We start from the raw sequence: 18185 nt of genomic DNA on the forward strand, positions 1-18185 counted from the left end.
AAGCAATACATTCATATTTTCTTTTAATTTTCACATCAAAATTAGTCGATTTATACTATAGAAAGGTATGTTTTTACTCAGATTCGAAAATCTACCTTCATTAATCGGACAAATCCCACTGTTATTAATCAGGAAATTCACAAAATCTTTAATAAATTAAAATAATACATAATGTATCTGTCATAATTTTCACAAACATACATTAGGCCTTCAATACTAACTGACTACTCCCACAGCTAAAGCAGTGGGGTTCTTATGTACTTGAGAGAAGCGTTACAAAGCTCTCCACAGATGGTGTTGCCATGTCCTGTGTACAACATCTTTGATTTATCTTCTGTTCCATAAGACTTTCTTATTTACACAACCGATGTTGTGTTGGCGATAAGTTTTAACGAAGGCAGGTAGCGCTACCTACAGGGGAATACCCCCTCACTTGATTTGATTGATACCCATGCTAGGAGGGAATGTTTTCTTTACTTGTTTCAAGTCTTCTATATGTTGATTGTGTAACTCTAAAAAGGTAGGAAATGTTTTCTTGCATAAGTCTTGATTAGTTTGTTGTAAATTTGGATCACTATTCATCAGTAAAAACGCACTATATAAATCTCGTTGTACGGGATGACTCCCAATTTGACTCCAACGTTGATACAGTTTTTTCTTTTCATAACGATCCGTCACATGGTTATACTGACTGGCTAAAGAAAAATGCACTTCATTCCCCCCACCTCTGAAGAAGTGGGCTTCCTGAAGCTCACTTCTGTGAATATGTCTTGTAAAACATTTATCAACTACTAATATAGGTTTCGAATAGAGTTGAAATATGTTTACAGATCATCCTCTAGAATAGCCTCAATGCGAATATGAGCGCCTAATTGATCAAAATTAAGGAGTTGTTCACGTGTCATATAGTACACACTAATGCTTCCATTAATTCCAAGTCGCACCTCAAATAAATTTTCTTCTATCTGCGTTATTTCTAACGAATTATTTTCGTCAAGCTGTAAGTTTACGCTTTTCATATGTTATCACCCAATATAATTATATACGTTTAAGCAAAGATAAACGATCAACAGTATTTTTGACCGATCAATTATGCCTCGGCATAATTGGGTATGGAATCGGCTTTGTGCTCTGCAAATGTTTTTTGCGCGAAAGCGTAGTGCTAACGTAGCGGCAGCAACAAAATGTTGATCACTCAGTCGTGTGTTGTTGCTGACGCTTCGCTTTCGCTACACAAAACAATTGTAACTGCCGTTCACTTACGTTACACAAAACATTTGTAACTGCCGCTTCGCTTTCGTTACACAAAACATTTGTAACTGCCGCTTCGCTTTCGTTACACAAAACAATTGCTGAAAGAAATTAATTTTATGCCTTTCCTAATACATATTCCGCTAACACACTTTGAATTTTATAAATGTTAGTTGATTTATTAAAGTTTTTCTGAATCGGTAATTCACTACCTGAAACCCAAATTTTCAACTCTGCATCTAAATCAAACGTTCCCGCAGTTTCAACTGAAAAATGAAGAATACTCTTATATGGAATTGAATGATATTGCGTTTTCTTCCCAGTTACTCCTTGTTTATCGATTAAGATAAGTCTTTTATCCGTAAAAATAAAAGTGTCTCTTATAATTTTATAGGCATGCTTAATTGTTTCATGAGGTGTTAATAAATCTTTAACTTCTTCCCGTAATTTTTCTAGATTTACTTCACTTGCATTACCTATTATCCCATCAAATAAGCCCATCTTAATTCCCCCTTCAAATGTCCATTCTCCATATAAAATATGTGATTATTTTTCCATAAATTCAATGTAAATCTGCTGCAGTTAACCTTTAAAACTGAGTGCATTAGCATAAAACTCAGGTTAGGTGAATTAAAAAAGTAAGCACTTTTAGATTTTTACAGAAAAATCCAACATATACGTTCAATTTCGATTTTTAGACAATAAAAATACGCCCTCTCAAACAGTCAGCGCAAACTGTCTAAAAAGGCGTTATAATTTTCGCTACGTTATTTAAATTAGATTTACAGGTCAATCTCCGCTAGAACAAAGCTCAGCTTCGATATACCGATTAGCTCGCTTCATGTTGATTCATAATTGCCACGATTCCATGCTACACTTTCGACACTTAATAGAATTGAGAAAACCATAATTAGTTACTATAATTTTAGTAATCCTTAAGTTATTCAGTGCCCACTGCCTTTTTGCTTAGTTAATCCGCGCTGGCAGATCGAAATCGTCTGAATCGTGGTTTTTTTGAACAACAAACTCAATAAGCAAATCTTCGCCTGTAAGCGCCCCTACTATACCTGTAATCAAATGACTATAATGATTCTCAAGCCAATCTCGAGCAAACGAATTTGGTGCAGCAATCGCCACAGTTGAACTACTTCCATTGTAAGACAGTAATTTTGTAGACTTAAACCACGTTTCGAAGCTTGGTTTAGAAATTTTTTGTTCAACTTGAGCCAGGATAATATTCCATAATTCTTCTAAATTTTCAAAGCTACTAATCTTTACTGCGCTCTTTAAATTAAGAATCTCATCTGGCATTTGTCCTTCTACTTCAGCTTTTTGCTTTGCAGGTTCTTCAAACATTTTTGGGCTGTTAATAACCATATTTTGCTTTCCTAGTTCTTCGGCTAAGAAATTAAAATTCTTTTCAACGTTATCAAAACGTTTGTCCACTTTGTCAAAGCGTTGATTCATGTCTTGCTTCATTTCAGCCATTTCGGCTTTCAATTCTTGTAGCATTTCGATTATTGTTTTTTCAGTTTCGTTTGTCATTTTGGCTACTCCTTAATTTATGTATGATACCTTATTATTTCTCATCAATTATGCCTCGGCATAATTGCGTCCGAATCAGCTTTGTCTAGGCTCTTTATTTTAGTTGTATAACAGACTTGCATTTAATAATTCATTTTGCTGGTCTAAATCGAAAAAAGCTCTATTTACTATTTCGTACGAAAAATCCTTTACAATAATTTGATTTTCTATAAGAAGAACATTCCCATCCATATTCCGTTCCACATAATCCTTTAGGCCTTGTTTAGTGCAAATCGAACACCATCGCCTTTGACCATCGCTAAAGGTAAAAGTCACTTCAATATGTTCTAAAGATTTTTCACTTGAATCAATTATTTCATCATCAAATTTCCATTTATCCAAAACAGGAACAGTAGTCCCGTGTGGAACAAAATAATATTTTTTATACCACCTTGTTCGGTTGTTATCGCCAACTATCCTTATCTGCTCTTTTTCCTTATTCTCCTCTATGACCACATATTCTTTTCCGCGAGTTAATGCTCCACTATAAGAACCAATACTGTTACAAATTACAATTTCCTTCAAATCAGATCATCCTTAATCATAAGTCTTTTGGATAATTTTATTCTATATTATCACAACTGTTTGCTATAGTTCCCGCCACATGATTAAAAGCGGTTTTTTCTTAACTCAGGCAAAAAACTACTATAAGGTTCTAATATATTTAATAATTTTATAAAAATAAAGGATGTGCTCTTTAGTGGATTGAATATCGACTTTCAATAAACTTAAAATTCCTTTAACATACCAAAGTTCTAACGTTTGGTAGAACTCATTCAAATTAACCGAAACTTCATATTCTGCTAAAAATACTTGAGTGTATGTATCAATTGTCTCTAAACTCGGAGGTAAATATGACGCAAAAATTGCTACTAAATCAAAATATTTAGGTCCTTGCCGTGCCTCACTAAAATCGATGAAGCAAACATTTCGTTCAGCAGTTAATAAAATATTCCATGCACCTAAATCTCCATGAATCCAATTCCTCTGGCTATGATCCAACGCCTTTAACTTTTCAATTGATGGGCAAAGTTCATCATAAATTTCTGGGAAGTTTTCATGCAAAAGTTCTTTTGTATCTCTCCATAACCTATCTAATGCGAAACGATTATGACGCGCTGGTTCATAATGAAAATCCTTTAAATATTCTTGTAACATCTGATAAGTATTTAAAATCTTTTGCAAAGGAGCTTTTTCATTTACTGAAGGTACGTAAACCTGTATTTGAAATAAATTCTTATCTATTTGAGTAAATGGCTCATCCGACTTTGAAGTTAAAATCTCACTCACAATGTTAATATTTTTTGTTCTAATATGTTGTATAAGTTTATATTCAAAGTAAGCCTGCACTTTCGTATCAACGGATTTCAAAATATATTTTTTTGAAGTATTTGTATGCAATAAATAGGTTGAAGCTGTTTTTCCATTAGTCAATAGAGTTTTATTTGTAATTGTAGGTATACCGAATTCCTTTACTATTTCTAAAAAATAATCCATAACTTATCACTCCTCTTCGCAAACAAAAGTTTAGAATACAAAAAGCCACGAAAGCTGATTTAACAGTAGTTCGTGGTCATTTAAATGCACATTATCTATACGTTTTTTATAAACCGTACTAACTACTTACTTATGATACAGTTCTCTGTAACGTATATAAAGAGGTTTTCTCTTCTTTACGATCGATCAATTTATTTTCTCTAAGAATACGTGAGCAAGATTTGCTTACTTGTTAATGAGACAACCTATCTAGCGTAATCCCTTCATTACGTCTTGCCTCGTTGCCCACAGAGCAGGAAATAAAACTGCCGCCATACCTATTAATGGAGAAAGAACAATTATACCTCCCAGAAGTAAAGGCATTGATGGAAATGTAGTAGCATTTAAACTTTGAAGCAAACAGTATGTGGAAATCATCGATAACCCTACTGCAAATATTCCAACTGTTCCCGTTAAAAGAGCTCCTTCAAGCAATAGCAACGAAAATAACCGTTTCTTTGTATAACCAAGTACACGTAGCATACTTAATTCTTGGATTCTTTCCTTAATACTACTGGCTGTACTATTCATTAACCCGATGATAGTAAACAAAATGATTAATCCTACAGCTAGAAATAATATGAAAAAGCGTTGTAACAATTGTTCTTCTAAGTCATTCAATTCTTCTGCTCTATTATATAAAATTGTATTAGCATACTGCGGTTGTTGGATCAGTGATTGAACTTCTTCCATTGTTTCTTGTTGGTCTATATCTGATGTAATATTCATCTCTACACTATGAAGAGTATGAATCTGAAACATATCTTCCATATTTTTTTTAGTAGTGAATACTTTGTAGTCGTCACTCATGTGCTCTGAATTGGTTATAATACCTTCGACGATAAATTCTTTCTTATCCACTTCATCCACATTTTCAGACATATCAGCTTCTATTACATCGCCTAAATGATATCCTAATTTCTTTGAAGTAGACTCTGTTATCATAACGCCGTTAGGACTCAAATCTTCCTCTAGATGAATACCGTCCTTTATCTGAACCTCATTTTTATCTAAGCTGTATTGTAAATCAGTCCCACTAAGAGCAAGTATCACTTCACCTTGTTTTGAAGGGAGATTCATCGTATCAAACAGCTTTACATTTGTGTAAAAATGCGCCTCTATATTAGGGCTTTCACTGACAAGGTCATAGAATGAAAATGGAAACCCCTCTTCTATTTCTGATCCCACAGACACTAATTTCAAGTCATTTGGGTAAGTATCCTTGATTGTTTCAGTTGTGTTCACTTTAACACTTGTTAATACCACCATTCCTATAATAGAGATGATAACCCCTAAAGTGAAAATAGTAGAGATTTGCACATTTCTGCCTAATTGTCTTAGTAAATTTTTTGTAGCTAATAAGCCTTCTGCTCTAACCCTTAATTTTCGATCTAACAGACTTATTCCTTTCTCAAATAACACAAACATTAGAGGGATCGTCATAAATATTAATGCTATAAACAAAACTGCGTTAATAACATATATAAACCTCGATTGCCACTGCCATTGATTAAGGGCAAATAATATAGTTATGAATACTGCATACAACAAACTAATCATGAAATACCTTTTAGTAATACCTTGGATGTTTTTCACACCTCTATAAACAACAATTGGTGGAGAAAGACTTGCTATATAGCCAGGAATGAGTGAAGATAAAAAAATGATTACTGTAAAAATCCCCAAACTAAATAATATATCGTGGTATGGTAATACAATACCGGCATTTGGAATATTCATTAGTCTTAAAAACACATCAAGTGTAAGAAAAGGGACTAGAATACCAACAAGGATTCCCACTGCTACAGAAACTAATCCTACCATCATCGTTTCAATTAAAACTAAAAACATAATGTGTTTTTTCCCAAAACCTAATAGGCGTAGCGTTGCAAGTTCCTTTTGTTTTTCCTGAATGGACATTCTCATTGTGCTAATAAGTATCAATGCACTTATAAGGTAAATGGCAATATTAAGCCCCTTTACAAATGGTCCAAGCCCGCAAATATTATTACGTTCATTATCAATCTCTAATCGATTATCAATAAAAAAACCCTGGTTAAGCTCTCTCAATTCTTGAACAACATCCGATTTCTTTTCAATATCATCTAACTTAATAATCAATGCGGTTGTTATTCCATCGTTTAAAGTAACTTCTTGAAGCCAATGAAAGTCGAGAATGACCATATTCGATAAGGCTTCATGCTCTTCAGTAATTCCCGATACCGTAACATCTCTTTTCCCTTGTGGTGGAAAATTCATTTCTATCATCGAGCCAATTTGCAAATTATTCAATTTAGCGTATGTGGGAGAAATTAAAGCTTCTTGTGCTTTAGGGAAATTACCAGATTTTATTGATACAAACGGATATTCATAAGCCAACTCATCATTGTTAAAACCAATGTAAGTTGGTTCGCCCCACATATCATACTCTACTTCTTTGTTTAAGTATGGGTATAGGAAGGGACTTATTTTCTCCACTCCTTCTATCGTCTCTATCGTATCAATCTCTAATTTAGTAAGTGACTTATGACTATCTTGATAACCAACTACTATGTCAAAATCGCCATGCAAATCTTTGATTGTCTGTTCATTTGATTCTTGTAAACTAGCTAATAATATTTGCACAATTACAATTAGAGCAACACCTAGAGAAATACCTAAAACTAAGAATGCGTTTCTGGCCTTATGGTTGAATATTGAATTAATAGCTGCTTTAATAAATAATCTCATAAGCTTAGTTCCTCAATCTTAGATGCAATAATCCTGACTACTTCATGATCCTTCAAGCTTGAGTTTTTTAAATTTAGCGTATCGCAGATTTTACCGTCATGCATGAAAATAACTCTATCAGCATAAGCAGCTACATTTGCATCATGTGTTACTACAATTAACGTATGTCCCAGTTCCTCACAGAAGTTACGTAGAATACTCATCATAGCTTTAGAGGTTTTTGAATCAAGGCTACCAGTAGGTTCATCTGCTAGAATTAATTCCGGGTCATTTATAAGTGCTCTCACTATCGCTACTCTTTGTTGTTGACCGCCAGATAATAGATTAGGTTTAGATTGTATAAAAGAACCTAAACCAACCAAATGCAACAAGTCAATCGCTTTTTCTTCTAATTCTTTCTTATTCTTTACAGTTAGCATTGCTGGGAGGGTAACATTCTCTATAACGGACAATACAGGAATTAAATTAAATAATTGAAAAATAAACCCTATCTTTTCTCTGCGTAAACGAGTCAATTCGTGATCAGAATACCCCTTTATATTTTCACCACTTATCAGAACTTCTCCCTGATCATATGTATCTAGCCCAGATATCATATTTAAAAGGGTTGATTTTCCAGAACCACTTGTCCCCATTATTGCGACAAATTCGCCTTTTTCAATTTCTAATTCAATATGATTTAATGCCTTTACTTGACTTTGACCTTGACCATATATCTTAGAGAGTCCTCTCACGCTAAGAACTGACATTTTTTAATCTCCCCCTTCTTATTCTTGTAAGAATTATAGCCAAGGTAAATCAATTTTCTATATAATTAGTATCAAGATTTTATCAAGAAACATCATCCTTCTATACAACAACTAGGTATACTTTATACTCACTTTCACTGTTTTGAAAAAATAACAATCAAAAAAAAACGAAGGAAGCGATTTCCTTCATTTTTATGTTTTCTGATTATTTTATTCAATGATATTTTTAGGAATCTTTATAACAATCTTTGCCCCTTTTTCCACATCATTTGCGGCTTGGATTGTTCCACTATGCTTCTGAATAATAACTTGTGCAATAGTTAAACCTAATCCCATTCTTTGTCCATCGCTAAACTTTTCTTCATCTCCTTTATATAAAGGTTTAAATATGTGCTCAAGATCCTTTTCTGCAAAGCCCTTTCCATTATCTAAAATAATCGTTTCTATAAAACTATCCTTTTCTCTAATGAATATTTCTATTTTCTCTGTTGGTGGACTATGGCGAATACAATTGATAAGCACATTTTCAAATGCTCTTTTTAGCAATAGATAATCACCAGTAATGGGGAGACTCGTTCGATTAATTACTTCTAGCGTAAGTTTTTTCTCTGAAAGTTTAAAAAACAACATCTGCTTTAAATCGTGTAGTAGATCATTAACTTGAAATACTGTTATTTCTTCGAGTTTAATTTGTCCTTCAATATTTGAATAATTAGCCAAAGACGTGACCAATTCATTCAGATGATTTGCTTGTTTCATGCTCATTTCTAAATATTGCGTTTTCTTTTGTTCGTTTTAAAAAAGTCCCTTTATTAATCCTTCCAAATAACCTCGCAATGAAAAAATAGGCGTCCTTAAATCATGAACAATGGAAGACACAAAGAGTTTTCTTTCATCTTCTAATCTTTCGTTATTCTCTTTCGACAATTTGAGATTTTTAGCCATTTCAATAAAGGCATGAGTGGTATAGTTCATTTCTTTAATGTTGGAACTTGGTAAATCTATGCTATATGTTCCATTAGATATAAGCTGTGAAGATTTATTAATAGCACGCAATGGCTTCATTAAATTTACTTGCAGAAATAATATATAGAGTATCGAGACTAAAGAAAATGCACCAATGTAAAAGACAAAATCGTAGTTCGTACTTTTAAGTTGTTCTTCTGCAGGTATCGGAGGAGGGCTAATATATACCGTTGCAATGAACGAATTATCAGCTGAATAAACATTATAATGAGCTGTATATAAATAAGATTGAACTAGATATAAATTAGATTTTTCATCGAGATTTTCTGAAAGGGCTTGATCACCTTCAGGGAGTAGAGTATTTTCAGGTTCCTTCATTCTTTCAGTGTAGAGCAACTCATCATCGGCAAAAATAATGAGCAGATCAAGATTATCTTCTTCGGCTTTCTTTCTTAATTGACTTTTCCATTCTTCCTTATCAAACTGTGTCTTATCAGTATTCACTATATTATTCTGCACCCATGAGTCCAAATCGAATCTTTGACTCTCTTTGGATGAAAAAACATTCGTTAGTTGTGAAGCAGTTTTCGCTAAAAGGATTGGCGTGAAAACAATAGCGATAAGGCTCAACGCAATAAACGCCTTAAAACTAATCTTTGGCATTTTTTATCCTCTCATTCCTTTATGCAACTGGTAACCAACGGATCTAATTGTTTTTATCTCGGGAACTGTATCGAAAGGAGCTAGCTTTTCTCTTAATTTTGCAACATGGACTCGCACACTGTGAAACCCAGTTACATCGTCATTCCATATTCTATCTATAATTTGCTCATACGTTAGCACAATCCCCTCATTTTCCATAAAATAGTATAATAAATCAAACTCAATTGTCGTTAGCTCTACTGCTTGTTGTCCTACCCTCACTGACCTCGTGTCTAGGTTTAATTCAAGTTGATCGATAGATAAAACCCTCTGCACATCTATAGCTTTCCGAGAATGTATAGCTATTCTTCTTTCAACTGCCTTGACCCTTGCCACGATTTCACTTGGACTTGCCGTTTTGACAATATAATCATCAGCTCCAAGCATGAGACCTCTAATTTTATCTGCATCGGTTTGATGATTGGCACTTAAAAATAAAATAGGAACCTCTGAATCTTTTCGAATTCTCTTGCAAAGGGTAAAGCCATCAGTTCCAGGCAGCATAATGTCTAAAATAATACAATCTATTGTCATTTGACGTAACAGTGTTTCTGCCTCTTCAGCATTTTTAGCACCATAAACTTCGTAATTTTCCATTTCTAGAAAATCAGTCATTAATTGAATAATTTCTATATGGTCATCAACAATTAAAATATTTCTAAAAGGCAATTTAACCACCTCTTTAATTAAATTTCTATAGCTTATTTTACCATTTTTAACTATCTTCATACTATTCTACTATATAATTCATTAAAGAGCATGCTTTACAATTCAAACAAACCACTTCTATTTATTTGAAAGAAATTATGTCATAGAAAGTACAAGCTGTTCCAAAACGATCTATTACTTTTATAGTACTAGATTGTTCTATTTCAAGAAAAGTTTATTTATAAAATGTTAAAAGTCTTGATTTTTTAAATGATACTTCTGCCCCCGAAACGTCTTATCGTCTGCTACACGCTCTCGTAACATGTTCACAAATTATGTAGAACACGGCAACAACGAAAATGTATTGTATATCCTGCGTAGCCATAGCCACTCAGACCTTCCATTCCTGCCCTTTATGTTCGGCAGCACCATTCAGTTACCAAAGCCAACAAGGAGGCTTCTAGCGATATCCTAGACGTTTGTATGTGGTAGAAACGTCATAACCTGTCAAGTTTAGTTGCAATTGGTATTACTAGGTATCCACCAATAGCTAGCTCATGCTGACTAAAAAAGACAAATAAGAAACTAGACCTTTGCATTCGTCTAGTCCCTTTGCCACACAATCCAACATAAAACGGACTATTTCATTATCGAAATTAGTCATAAAAAAAAACACCTCCATGAATGGGAATTCCCATAAATGAATGTGTTTCATAGTTTAATTCAATTATTATGATCTCAGTAATTAGTCGGTATAAATTCAATGAATTCTCTCTAAATAAGTCCTGTAATCTTTTGTGGCTCTATCCTTAACTCGCCATCATATCGATGCGAATCTTGTCTGCGATCATGGCGATGAATTCGCTATTTGTCGGTTTCGATTTTAAATGATGCACCGTATAACCAAACATCGACGAAATTGATTCATAATTGCCACGGTTCCACGCGACTTCAATGGCATGACGAATCGCACGTTCAACTCGTGATGGCGTTGTATTGAATTTTTTAGCAATTTCTGGATATAAAATTTTCGTCACAGAGCCCAATAACTCGATATCTTCGAACACCATCTGGATAGCTTCTCGCAGATAAGAGTAACCTTTAATATGAGCTGGAACGCCGATTTCTTTAATAATGGCTGTAATCGTGCTATCTAATTGATGTTGATTTAATTTTTGAGGTGCAGCTGGTTGTAAAACACTTGTCTTTTTAGGGAGTGTAGCCTTCTGCCCAGCACAATGTAAGATCTTTTGAACCAATTGATCAAATTCAAATGGCTTTAGCATGAAATAGGATGCACCTAAGTCTACAGCTTGTTTCATCACATCTTCTTGGCCAAAAGCAGTTAACATTATAACTTGAATTGATGACATTCGTTCATTTTGATACATCGACTCTAAAACAGCTAACCCATCAAGATGCGGCATGATTATATCTAGAAGCAAAATATCTGGTGCGAATTCTTCTAGCATTTGTAAACAAACTTTCCCGTTTGAAGCAGTTGCAATTATTTCAATTTCAGGATGCCCTTGAAAATACTGCTCCATCGTTTTTAATAACTCACGATTATCATCTGCAATCGCTACTTTAACCTTTGTCATTTAAATTCCTCCTTTTGAACTGTGCTTTGAAATACCCCAAAGCGTCACCTATCCCCTAATGCAATTTTTGCACACTTTGGAATTTTCGACATTTTCGTTTTAAAAACCTTTTCAATTTCCAAAAATGAGTATGTAGTCCGATACTTTCTTTTTATATCGACAAGTTATGATAAATACCTGCAAAGCTTCGAATGCTTATATCATTTATTTTAGAGAAAAAACGGAGATAAAACTACAGTTTTTTTTTAGTATCGCAAATCGCTTCATAAATAAACGAAATACTTGATGAACAAGATATTTTCATGAAGAATGGAGCTACCTTTTTGGCAGCTCCTTCTTTTAAGATGATTTTTTTAACATTTCTGCTACTGTAAGCGCTGCTCCCTTTTTTGGCTCCTCCACAAACATATGTGTAACCGCACCTACAAAACGACCGTCTTGAATGATAGGACTGCCACTCATCCCCTGCAAAATACCACCGGTTTTTTCAATGAGCTTTTTGTCATTTACTATGAATTCAAGGCGTTCATTTTCAACCTTGGTAATTTCAATTGAAAAAGTTTCCACCTTACTGCCCTCAATCGCAGTATAGATTTCAGCCTTCCCTGTTTTTATATCCTTTTCATGCATAATTTCAATTGCTTTAGGCAAACTTTGTTGATAACCGTCTTCCCAACGGCCAAAAATTCCATAAACTGTATTTTTATCTATACTCCCTAATCGATTATGATGTTTTTCAATGGAGGATATTTTATAGCCAGGTTGACCGGGTATGCTTTTACGAATTTGTTGAATCGAAGCTAAAAAAATGGAGCCAGCATGGAAAATAGGGGCTTCTTGTAACGTTGAATCAACGATTTGGTGGCCTAATGCACCGTAATTTTTTGTCTCTGGATCAATGTATGTCAATGTTCCTACTCCATCTGTTTCATCTTTTAGAAAGGAAATAACATGTTCTGCTTCTTGTTCCTGTAAATCAAGTGTCATTTCTTTTCCTTCACTTTTTATCGTCCATTTCTGTTGTCCTTGCCGAGCAACAGCTTTTTTGGCATCTACAAGCGTTTTTACTGTAATATCATTTATTTTTTCAATTACAGCGCCTCCTTTCATCCACTGATTGGAAGCTAACAGTACATCATGTGCTACAAATACATGTGATAGCTGAAGTTGAATACCAATTGCTTCGCCCATCGGAATAAGCTTTTTTGCGGCAAAAGCCTTTACGGGCATGAATAATAAAACGATGAGCATAGGCAAAATGACAAATTGACGCCAACGACGATACATACGACACCTCCTTTTTATTTTTGTCTTTTTACTATGTGTTTTTGTGGCGTTCTTATAAGCGGTAAATATTTGCGCAAAAAGAAAAAACCCAGAAACAACGAGCTGTTTCTGGATTCTTTTGCTATCTCATTTGTTTTTTTCGTGCATTAGCCATGTTTAAGAGCTCTGTTGCGTGCTGCAAAGTTAAATCTGTAATTTCCGCTCCAGACATCATGCGACTGATTTCTTCAATACGAGCATTCGTATCTATTTCCAGTAATGACGTAAATGTTCGATCATGCTCGACTTCTTTTTTAATAAAATAATGATGATCAGCCATCGCAGCCACTTGCGGTAAATGCGAAATACATAAAACTTGAGAATTAACGGATATTGCAGCAATTTTTTCTGCAATTGCTTGTGCTACACGACCACTTACACCTGTATCTACCTCATCAAAAATAATAGATGTTATGCCATTAGAGGAGGAGAAAATCGTCTTTAACGCAAGCATCATACGCGATAATTCTCCACCAGAAGCAATTTTCGGTAAAGATTTTGGCGGCTCACCGACATTCGTAGAAATATAAAAAATTACTTGGTCTTTACCATTTGCATCAAAGTAAGGCAATTCATCAAAATTAACAATGAATTTTGCTTTTTCCATATGTAATTCACGTAGTTCGGCCATAATAGCTTCACTTAGATTATGTGCAGCGTCCTTTCGAACAGTAGAAAGTTCTGCAGCAAGTTCAGTTAATACTGCTTCCATTTCCAATACTTTTCGTTCTTTTACTTGTAAAATTTCGTCTCGATTTAAAAGCTCATTTAACTCTGTTTTAATTTTATCGTAATACGCTAAAATTTCTTCAACTGTTGAACCATATTTGCGCTTCAAATTTTGTATTAAGGCTAAACGTTGCTCAACTTCATTTAATCGAGCCGGATCAAATTCTAATTCATCCAATACATTTTTGACCTGGTAAGCAGCATCCTGTAATGCATAAAATGCAGTCGTGACAGATTCTGATGCTTCTTTAAATTGCTCGTCAACTGTCGCAGCATCTTCTAATGCACCCATTGCATTGCCAATCCAGTCAAGGCCTTTTGAATCACCTTGAATAGCTTCATACGCGGCACTCGAGCGTTCGAAAATCTTATTGAAATTCATTAAACGGCGACGTTCATCCAGTAATTCATCTTCCTCGCCAAGTTTTAAATTGGCATCCTCTAGCTCTTTCATTTGGAATTGGTACAAATCAATACGTTGCGCCATTAACTGTTCGTCAATCGAAATCGAAGCTAATTCTTTTTTAAGTGAACGATATTCATCGTATTGAGAACTGTACAAATCTTGAATAGGTGTTAGTTGTTCCTCTGCAAAATGATCAAGTAAATAGATATGCTGTTTCTCATCCATAAGCTCTTGATTTTCATGCTGACCATGAATATCGATAAGACTAGCCCCAATATCACGTAGTACAGATAATGGCACAAGTTTACCGTTTACTCGACAAACACTTTTTCCAGAATCATTTAAATCACGGCGTAGAATAATGGTATCTTCTTCTATTTCTATGCCCGCCTCTTCAAGTTTCTTATAAACAGGATGCCCAGAACTTGAAATTTGAAATAAACCACCTAATTCAGCCTTTTTAGCTCCATGACGAATAAATTCGGAATTCCCTCGGCCGCCAGCAAGTAAATGCACGGCATCGATAATAATTGATTTTCCTGCACCCGTTTCACCTGTTAAAACTGTTAAACCATCTAAAAAACTAACTGTTAAATCCTCAATGATGGCAAAGTTTCGAATACTAAGCTCTCTTAACACAAATTGTCACCTCTGTATCAAATTACCCCGCTATTTTATAGCATTTCTAATAAGCGATTTTTTGTATTTTCACGCTCATCTTCGTTACGACAAATAATTAAAATAGTATCGTCTCCAGAAATAGTACCTAAAATTTCAGGCCAATCTAAATGGTCAAGTAGTGATGCAATAGCATTGGCATTACCAGGAAGAGCCTTCATTACTAAAAAGTGTGATGCACCATCAATGCTGACAAAAGCATCAGCTAATGCACGATGTAATTTTTGTATAGGATTGAAACGTTGGTCTGCGGGCAAGCTATATTTATAGCGTCCATCCTGTAAAGGTACTTTCACAAGATGAAGCTCTTTAATATCACGTGATACTGTTGCTTGTGTCACATTATAGCCTGCATCCTTTAAAAAATCGACTAAATCATCTTGTGTTTCAATTTCATGATTGGCAATAATATCCCGAATTCGTATATGCCTCTGTCCTTTATTCATGTCGGTCACCTCTTATAAATAGTTGAATATTTGTATATTTACACTACCATTTTAAACATAAAAGCACAAGAAAAAACACGGCTCTATAAGAGAGCACGTGTTATTTTAGTGCACTATGCGCTTCTTCAACGAGTGCATTAAAAGCTGTATATGCAGGAATTTCTTCATTACCTACAGGATTCACTAAATGGAATAAAAATTCAATATTTCCTTCGCCTCCTGTAATTGGCGAAAACGAAGCATCCTTAACGACAAAGCCAACCTCTGTCGCCATTGCAGCAGTTTTTTCTAAAACTTCTAAATGTACTTTTTTATCACGAACAATGCCTTTTTTACCGACATTCTCTTTCCCAGCTTCAAACTGAGGCTTCACTAGTGCCATTACATCGCCACCTGGCATTAACACTGTTTTTAAGACAGGTAAAATAAGCGATAATGAAATAAAGCTAACGTCAATTGTTGCAAATTCTGGTAAGCCCTCTGTTAAATCTGCCGCTGTCGTATAACGGAAATTTGTTTTTTCCATTACAGTTACACGTTCATCAGAACGGATCTTCCATGCTAGTTGGTTAGAACCAACATCTAATGCATAGCAATGTCTTGCACCATTCTGTAATGCGCAATCTGTAAAACCTCCTGTAGAGGAGCCAATATCAAGCATTAGCTTTCCCTCTACAGACATATCAAAAATTTGTAGCGCTTTTTCAAGTTTCAAGCCGCCACGACTAACATATTTTAAATCAGAGCCTTTTACTTGTAGTGGTGCATCTATAGCAATTTTTTCCCCCGCCTTATCGATGCGAGTTTCATTAGAAAAAACAAGCCCTGCCATAATAGAGCGCTTTGCTTTTTCTCGCGTTTCGCATAGTCCACGCTCTACAAGTAAAATGTCTACACGTTCTTTTGGTTGTTTTGTCATTATTTATTCAAACCTACTTGCTGTTTTTGTTGAAGTAACACATGCAGACGTGCCACTGTATCCTCAGCCGTCATATGAATTTCAGCGAGAAGCTGATCTACATTACCATGCTCAATAAAATGATCAGGGATTCCCATACGATCGATTATTGCACTTAAATAGCCATGGTCATGGGCAAATTCTAATACACCACTACCAAAACCACCTTTTAGGACTGCCTCTTCAATCGTCAATATTGGCTTACGGCTTGTTAATATACGGTGAAGCATATCCTCATCCATCGGTTTAATGAAACGGGCATTGACTACCTCTATCTCTACACCTTGCTGCGCTAAAATATTGGCTGCTTCCATTGCCATTGGAATGGTCGTACCAAAGGTTAAAATCGTTGCATCCTTACCTTCACGTAATACTTCCCAGCTACCAATTGGTAACTTCATAAGCTCATCATCCAACGGAACACCTATACCATTACCTCGAGGATAACGTAATGCAATTGGACCGCCATCATAGTCTATGGCTGTTTTCACCATATGCTGACCTTCATTTTCATCTTTTGGCATCATAATTGTCATATTTGGTATATGACGAAGGAATGCAATATCAAATACGCCTTGATGTGTTTCACCGTCTGCGCCAACTAAGCCTGCACGGTCAATCCCTAGAAAGACATTTAGATTTGGACGTGCAATATCATGTAGCACTTGGTCATAGGCACGTTGAAGGAATGTTGAGTAAATGGCTAAAAACGGCTTCATGTTTTGTGTCGCTAAACCTGCCGCCATCGTTGCTGCATGTTGTTCAGCAATCCCTACATCAAAGAAACGTTCTGGGAAATCTTTTTGGATCCCTTGTAATTTTGAACCCACTGGCATTGCAGGAGTAATAGTGACAACGCGTTTATCCTCATGAGAAATTTTGCGGACTGTCTCAGCAATCAAGCTACTCCAAGCTGGACCTTTCGTCTCAGACTTTACAAAAGCACCGTTTTCAATTTTATAAGGTCCTGTCCCATGCCAATTACCAATTGTATCATCTTCAGCAGGTTTATAACCTTTGCCTTTTTTCGTAATGACATGAACGAGCACTGGGCCTTTTACTTTTTTAGCTTGTGATAAAGTTGTCTCAAGAGCATCAAAATCATGTCCATCAATCGGACCAAGATATTTAAAGCCAAGCTCCTCAAAGAACACACCTGATACTACTAAATATTTTAAGCTATCCTTTACGCGCTCAGCCGTTGTAGCAAGCTTACCACCTAGCACTGGAATTTTATTAATGAGCGATTCCAATTCTTCTTTGGCTTTTGAATATTCTTTGGCTGTACGAAGACGTCCTAGTACATTGTGTAACGCTCCGACGTTTGGAGCGATTGACATTTCATTATCGTTTAAAATGACAATCATATTTGTTTTAGCATGGCCGATATGGTTTAATGCCTCAAGAGCCATACCACCAGTTAAAGCTCCATCTCCAATAATTGGTATCACGAAATTCTTATCTTTTTTGATATCTCGTGCTGCTGCCATACCCATAGCTCCTGACAAAGATGTCGAGCTATGACCTGTCTCCCACTCATCATGTTCACTCTCCACACGCTTCGGAAAACCACAAAGCCCATTGAACTGACGTAATGTATCAAATTGATTTGCACGACCTGTCAAAATTTTATGCACGTAAGCTTGGTGGCCAACATCCCATAAAAACTTATCTTTTGGACTGTCAAACATTTTATGGAGCATAATCGTTAGCTCCACAACACCTAGGTTCGGTCCAATATGACCACCCGTGACAGAACATTTTTCGATTAAGAAGGTACGAATTTCTTCTGCAAGTCGCTCAAGACCCTTCTTATCTAAGCTTTTTAAAAAGGCTGGACTAGTTATCTTATTTAAATCCACCTTTCTCACACAC

At 35.3% G+C, this 18185-nt stretch carries 16 protein-coding genes and 1 pseudogene; all 17 read right to left on the reverse strand.

The genetic code is table 11. The features are described from left to right. Positions 1 to 429: 429 nt before the first annotated feature. Positions 430 to 711, reverse strand: coding sequence for a hypothetical protein (locus ACQKOG_RS19145; RefSeq protein WP_427447955.1), 282 nt, complete (start codon positions 709 to 711; stop codon positions 430 to 432). Between the two features lie 113 nt (positions 712 to 824). Further along, on the reverse strand, positions 825 to 1019 hold the full coding sequence (locus ACQKOG_RS19150; protein WP_402874122.1) for a hypothetical protein: 195 nt from the start codon (positions 1017 to 1019) through the stop codon (positions 825 to 827). 349 nt (positions 1020 to 1368) lie between these two features. Then, positions 1369 to 1752: a PH domain-containing protein gene (locus ACQKOG_RS19155; RefSeq protein ID WP_370079899.1), complete on the reverse strand. Its 384-nt coding sequence runs from the start codon at positions 1750 to 1752 to the stop codon at positions 1369 to 1371. Positions 1753 to 2223: 471 nt separating this feature from the next. Then, positions 2224 to 2562: pseudogene (locus tag ACQKOG_RS19160) on the reverse strand (DnaA N-terminal domain-containing protein); the annotation flags it as partial. 333 nt (positions 2563 to 2895) lie between these two features. After that, on the reverse strand, positions 2896 to 3360 hold the full coding sequence (locus ACQKOG_RS19165) for a hypothetical protein (RefSeq protein WP_427447957.1): 465 nt from the start codon (positions 3358 to 3360) through the stop codon (positions 2896 to 2898). A gap of 120 nt (positions 3361 to 3480) precedes the next feature. Then, on the reverse strand, positions 3481 to 4332 hold the full coding sequence (locus ACQKOG_RS19170) for a phosphotransferase enzyme family protein (protein ID WP_402874116.1): 852 nt from the start codon (positions 4330 to 4332) through the stop codon (positions 3481 to 3483). Positions 4333 to 4581: 249 nt separating this feature from the next. Next, a complete protein-coding gene (locus ACQKOG_RS19175; RefSeq protein ID WP_427447959.1) occupies positions 4582 to 7101 on the reverse strand; it encodes an FtsX-like permease family protein in 2520 nt (839 codons plus the stop codon). After that, a complete protein-coding gene (locus ACQKOG_RS19180) occupies positions 7098 to 7850 on the reverse strand; it encodes an ABC transporter ATP-binding protein (protein ID WP_370079891.1) in 753 nt (250 codons plus the stop codon). The genes ACQKOG_RS19175 and ACQKOG_RS19180 overlap by 4 nt, the downstream gene beginning before the upstream one ends. 210 nt (positions 7851 to 8060) lie before the next feature. Beyond that, positions 8061 to 8609: a sensor histidine kinase gene (locus ACQKOG_RS19185; protein WP_427447961.1), complete on the reverse strand. Its 549-nt coding sequence runs from the start codon at positions 8607 to 8609 to the stop codon at positions 8061 to 8063. A gap of 36 nt (positions 8610 to 8645) precedes the next feature. Further along, positions 8646 to 9479, reverse strand: coding sequence for a hypothetical protein (locus ACQKOG_RS19190; RefSeq protein WP_427447963.1), 834 nt, complete (start codon positions 9477 to 9479; stop codon positions 8646 to 8648). A gap of 3 nt (positions 9480 to 9482) precedes the next feature. Then, the gene (locus tag ACQKOG_RS19195; RefSeq protein WP_415732132.1) at positions 9483 to 10247 is read right to left on the reverse strand and encodes a response regulator transcription factor; all 765 of its coding nucleotides are present in this window, start codon (positions 10245 to 10247) and stop codon (positions 9483 to 9485) included. Between the two features lie 728 nt (positions 10248 to 10975). Beyond that, entirely contained in the window at positions 10976 to 11767 is a 792-nt protein-coding gene (spo0A, locus tag ACQKOG_RS19200; protein ID WP_370079885.1) for a sporulation transcription factor Spo0A, read from the reverse strand. 339 nt (positions 11768 to 12106) lie between these two features. After that, entirely contained in the window at positions 12107 to 13054 is a 948-nt protein-coding gene (locus ACQKOG_RS19205) for a SpoIVB peptidase S55 domain-containing protein (RefSeq protein ID WP_427447966.1), read from the reverse strand. A gap of 121 nt (positions 13055 to 13175) precedes the next feature. After that, the gene (gene recN, locus ACQKOG_RS19210) at positions 13176 to 14867 is read right to left on the reverse strand and encodes a DNA repair protein RecN (RefSeq protein ID WP_370079881.1); all 1692 of its coding nucleotides are present in this window, start codon (positions 14865 to 14867) and stop codon (positions 13176 to 13178) included. 35 nt (positions 14868 to 14902) lie between these two features. Beyond that, entirely contained in the window at positions 14903 to 15352 is a 450-nt protein-coding gene (ahrC, locus tag ACQKOG_RS19215) for a transcriptional regulator AhrC/ArgR (RefSeq protein WP_079561797.1), read from the reverse strand. A gap of 100 nt (positions 15353 to 15452) precedes the next feature. Continuing rightward, on the reverse strand, positions 15453 to 16271 hold the full coding sequence (locus ACQKOG_RS19220) for a TlyA family RNA methyltransferase (protein WP_370079879.1): 819 nt from the start codon (positions 16269 to 16271) through the stop codon (positions 15453 to 15455). Next, a complete protein-coding gene (gene dxs, locus ACQKOG_RS19225; RefSeq protein ID WP_427447969.1) occupies positions 16271 to 18172 on the reverse strand; it encodes a 1-deoxy-D-xylulose-5-phosphate synthase in 1902 nt (633 codons plus the stop codon). Before dxs ends, ACQKOG_RS19220 begins: the two co-directional genes overlap by 1 nt. Positions 18173 to 18185 lie beyond the last annotated feature (13 nt).

This window comes from Lysinibacillus sp. NPDC093216, from assembly GCF_050280325.1.
GTDB lineage: Bacteria > Bacillota > Bacilli > Bacillales_A > Planococcaceae > Lysinibacillus.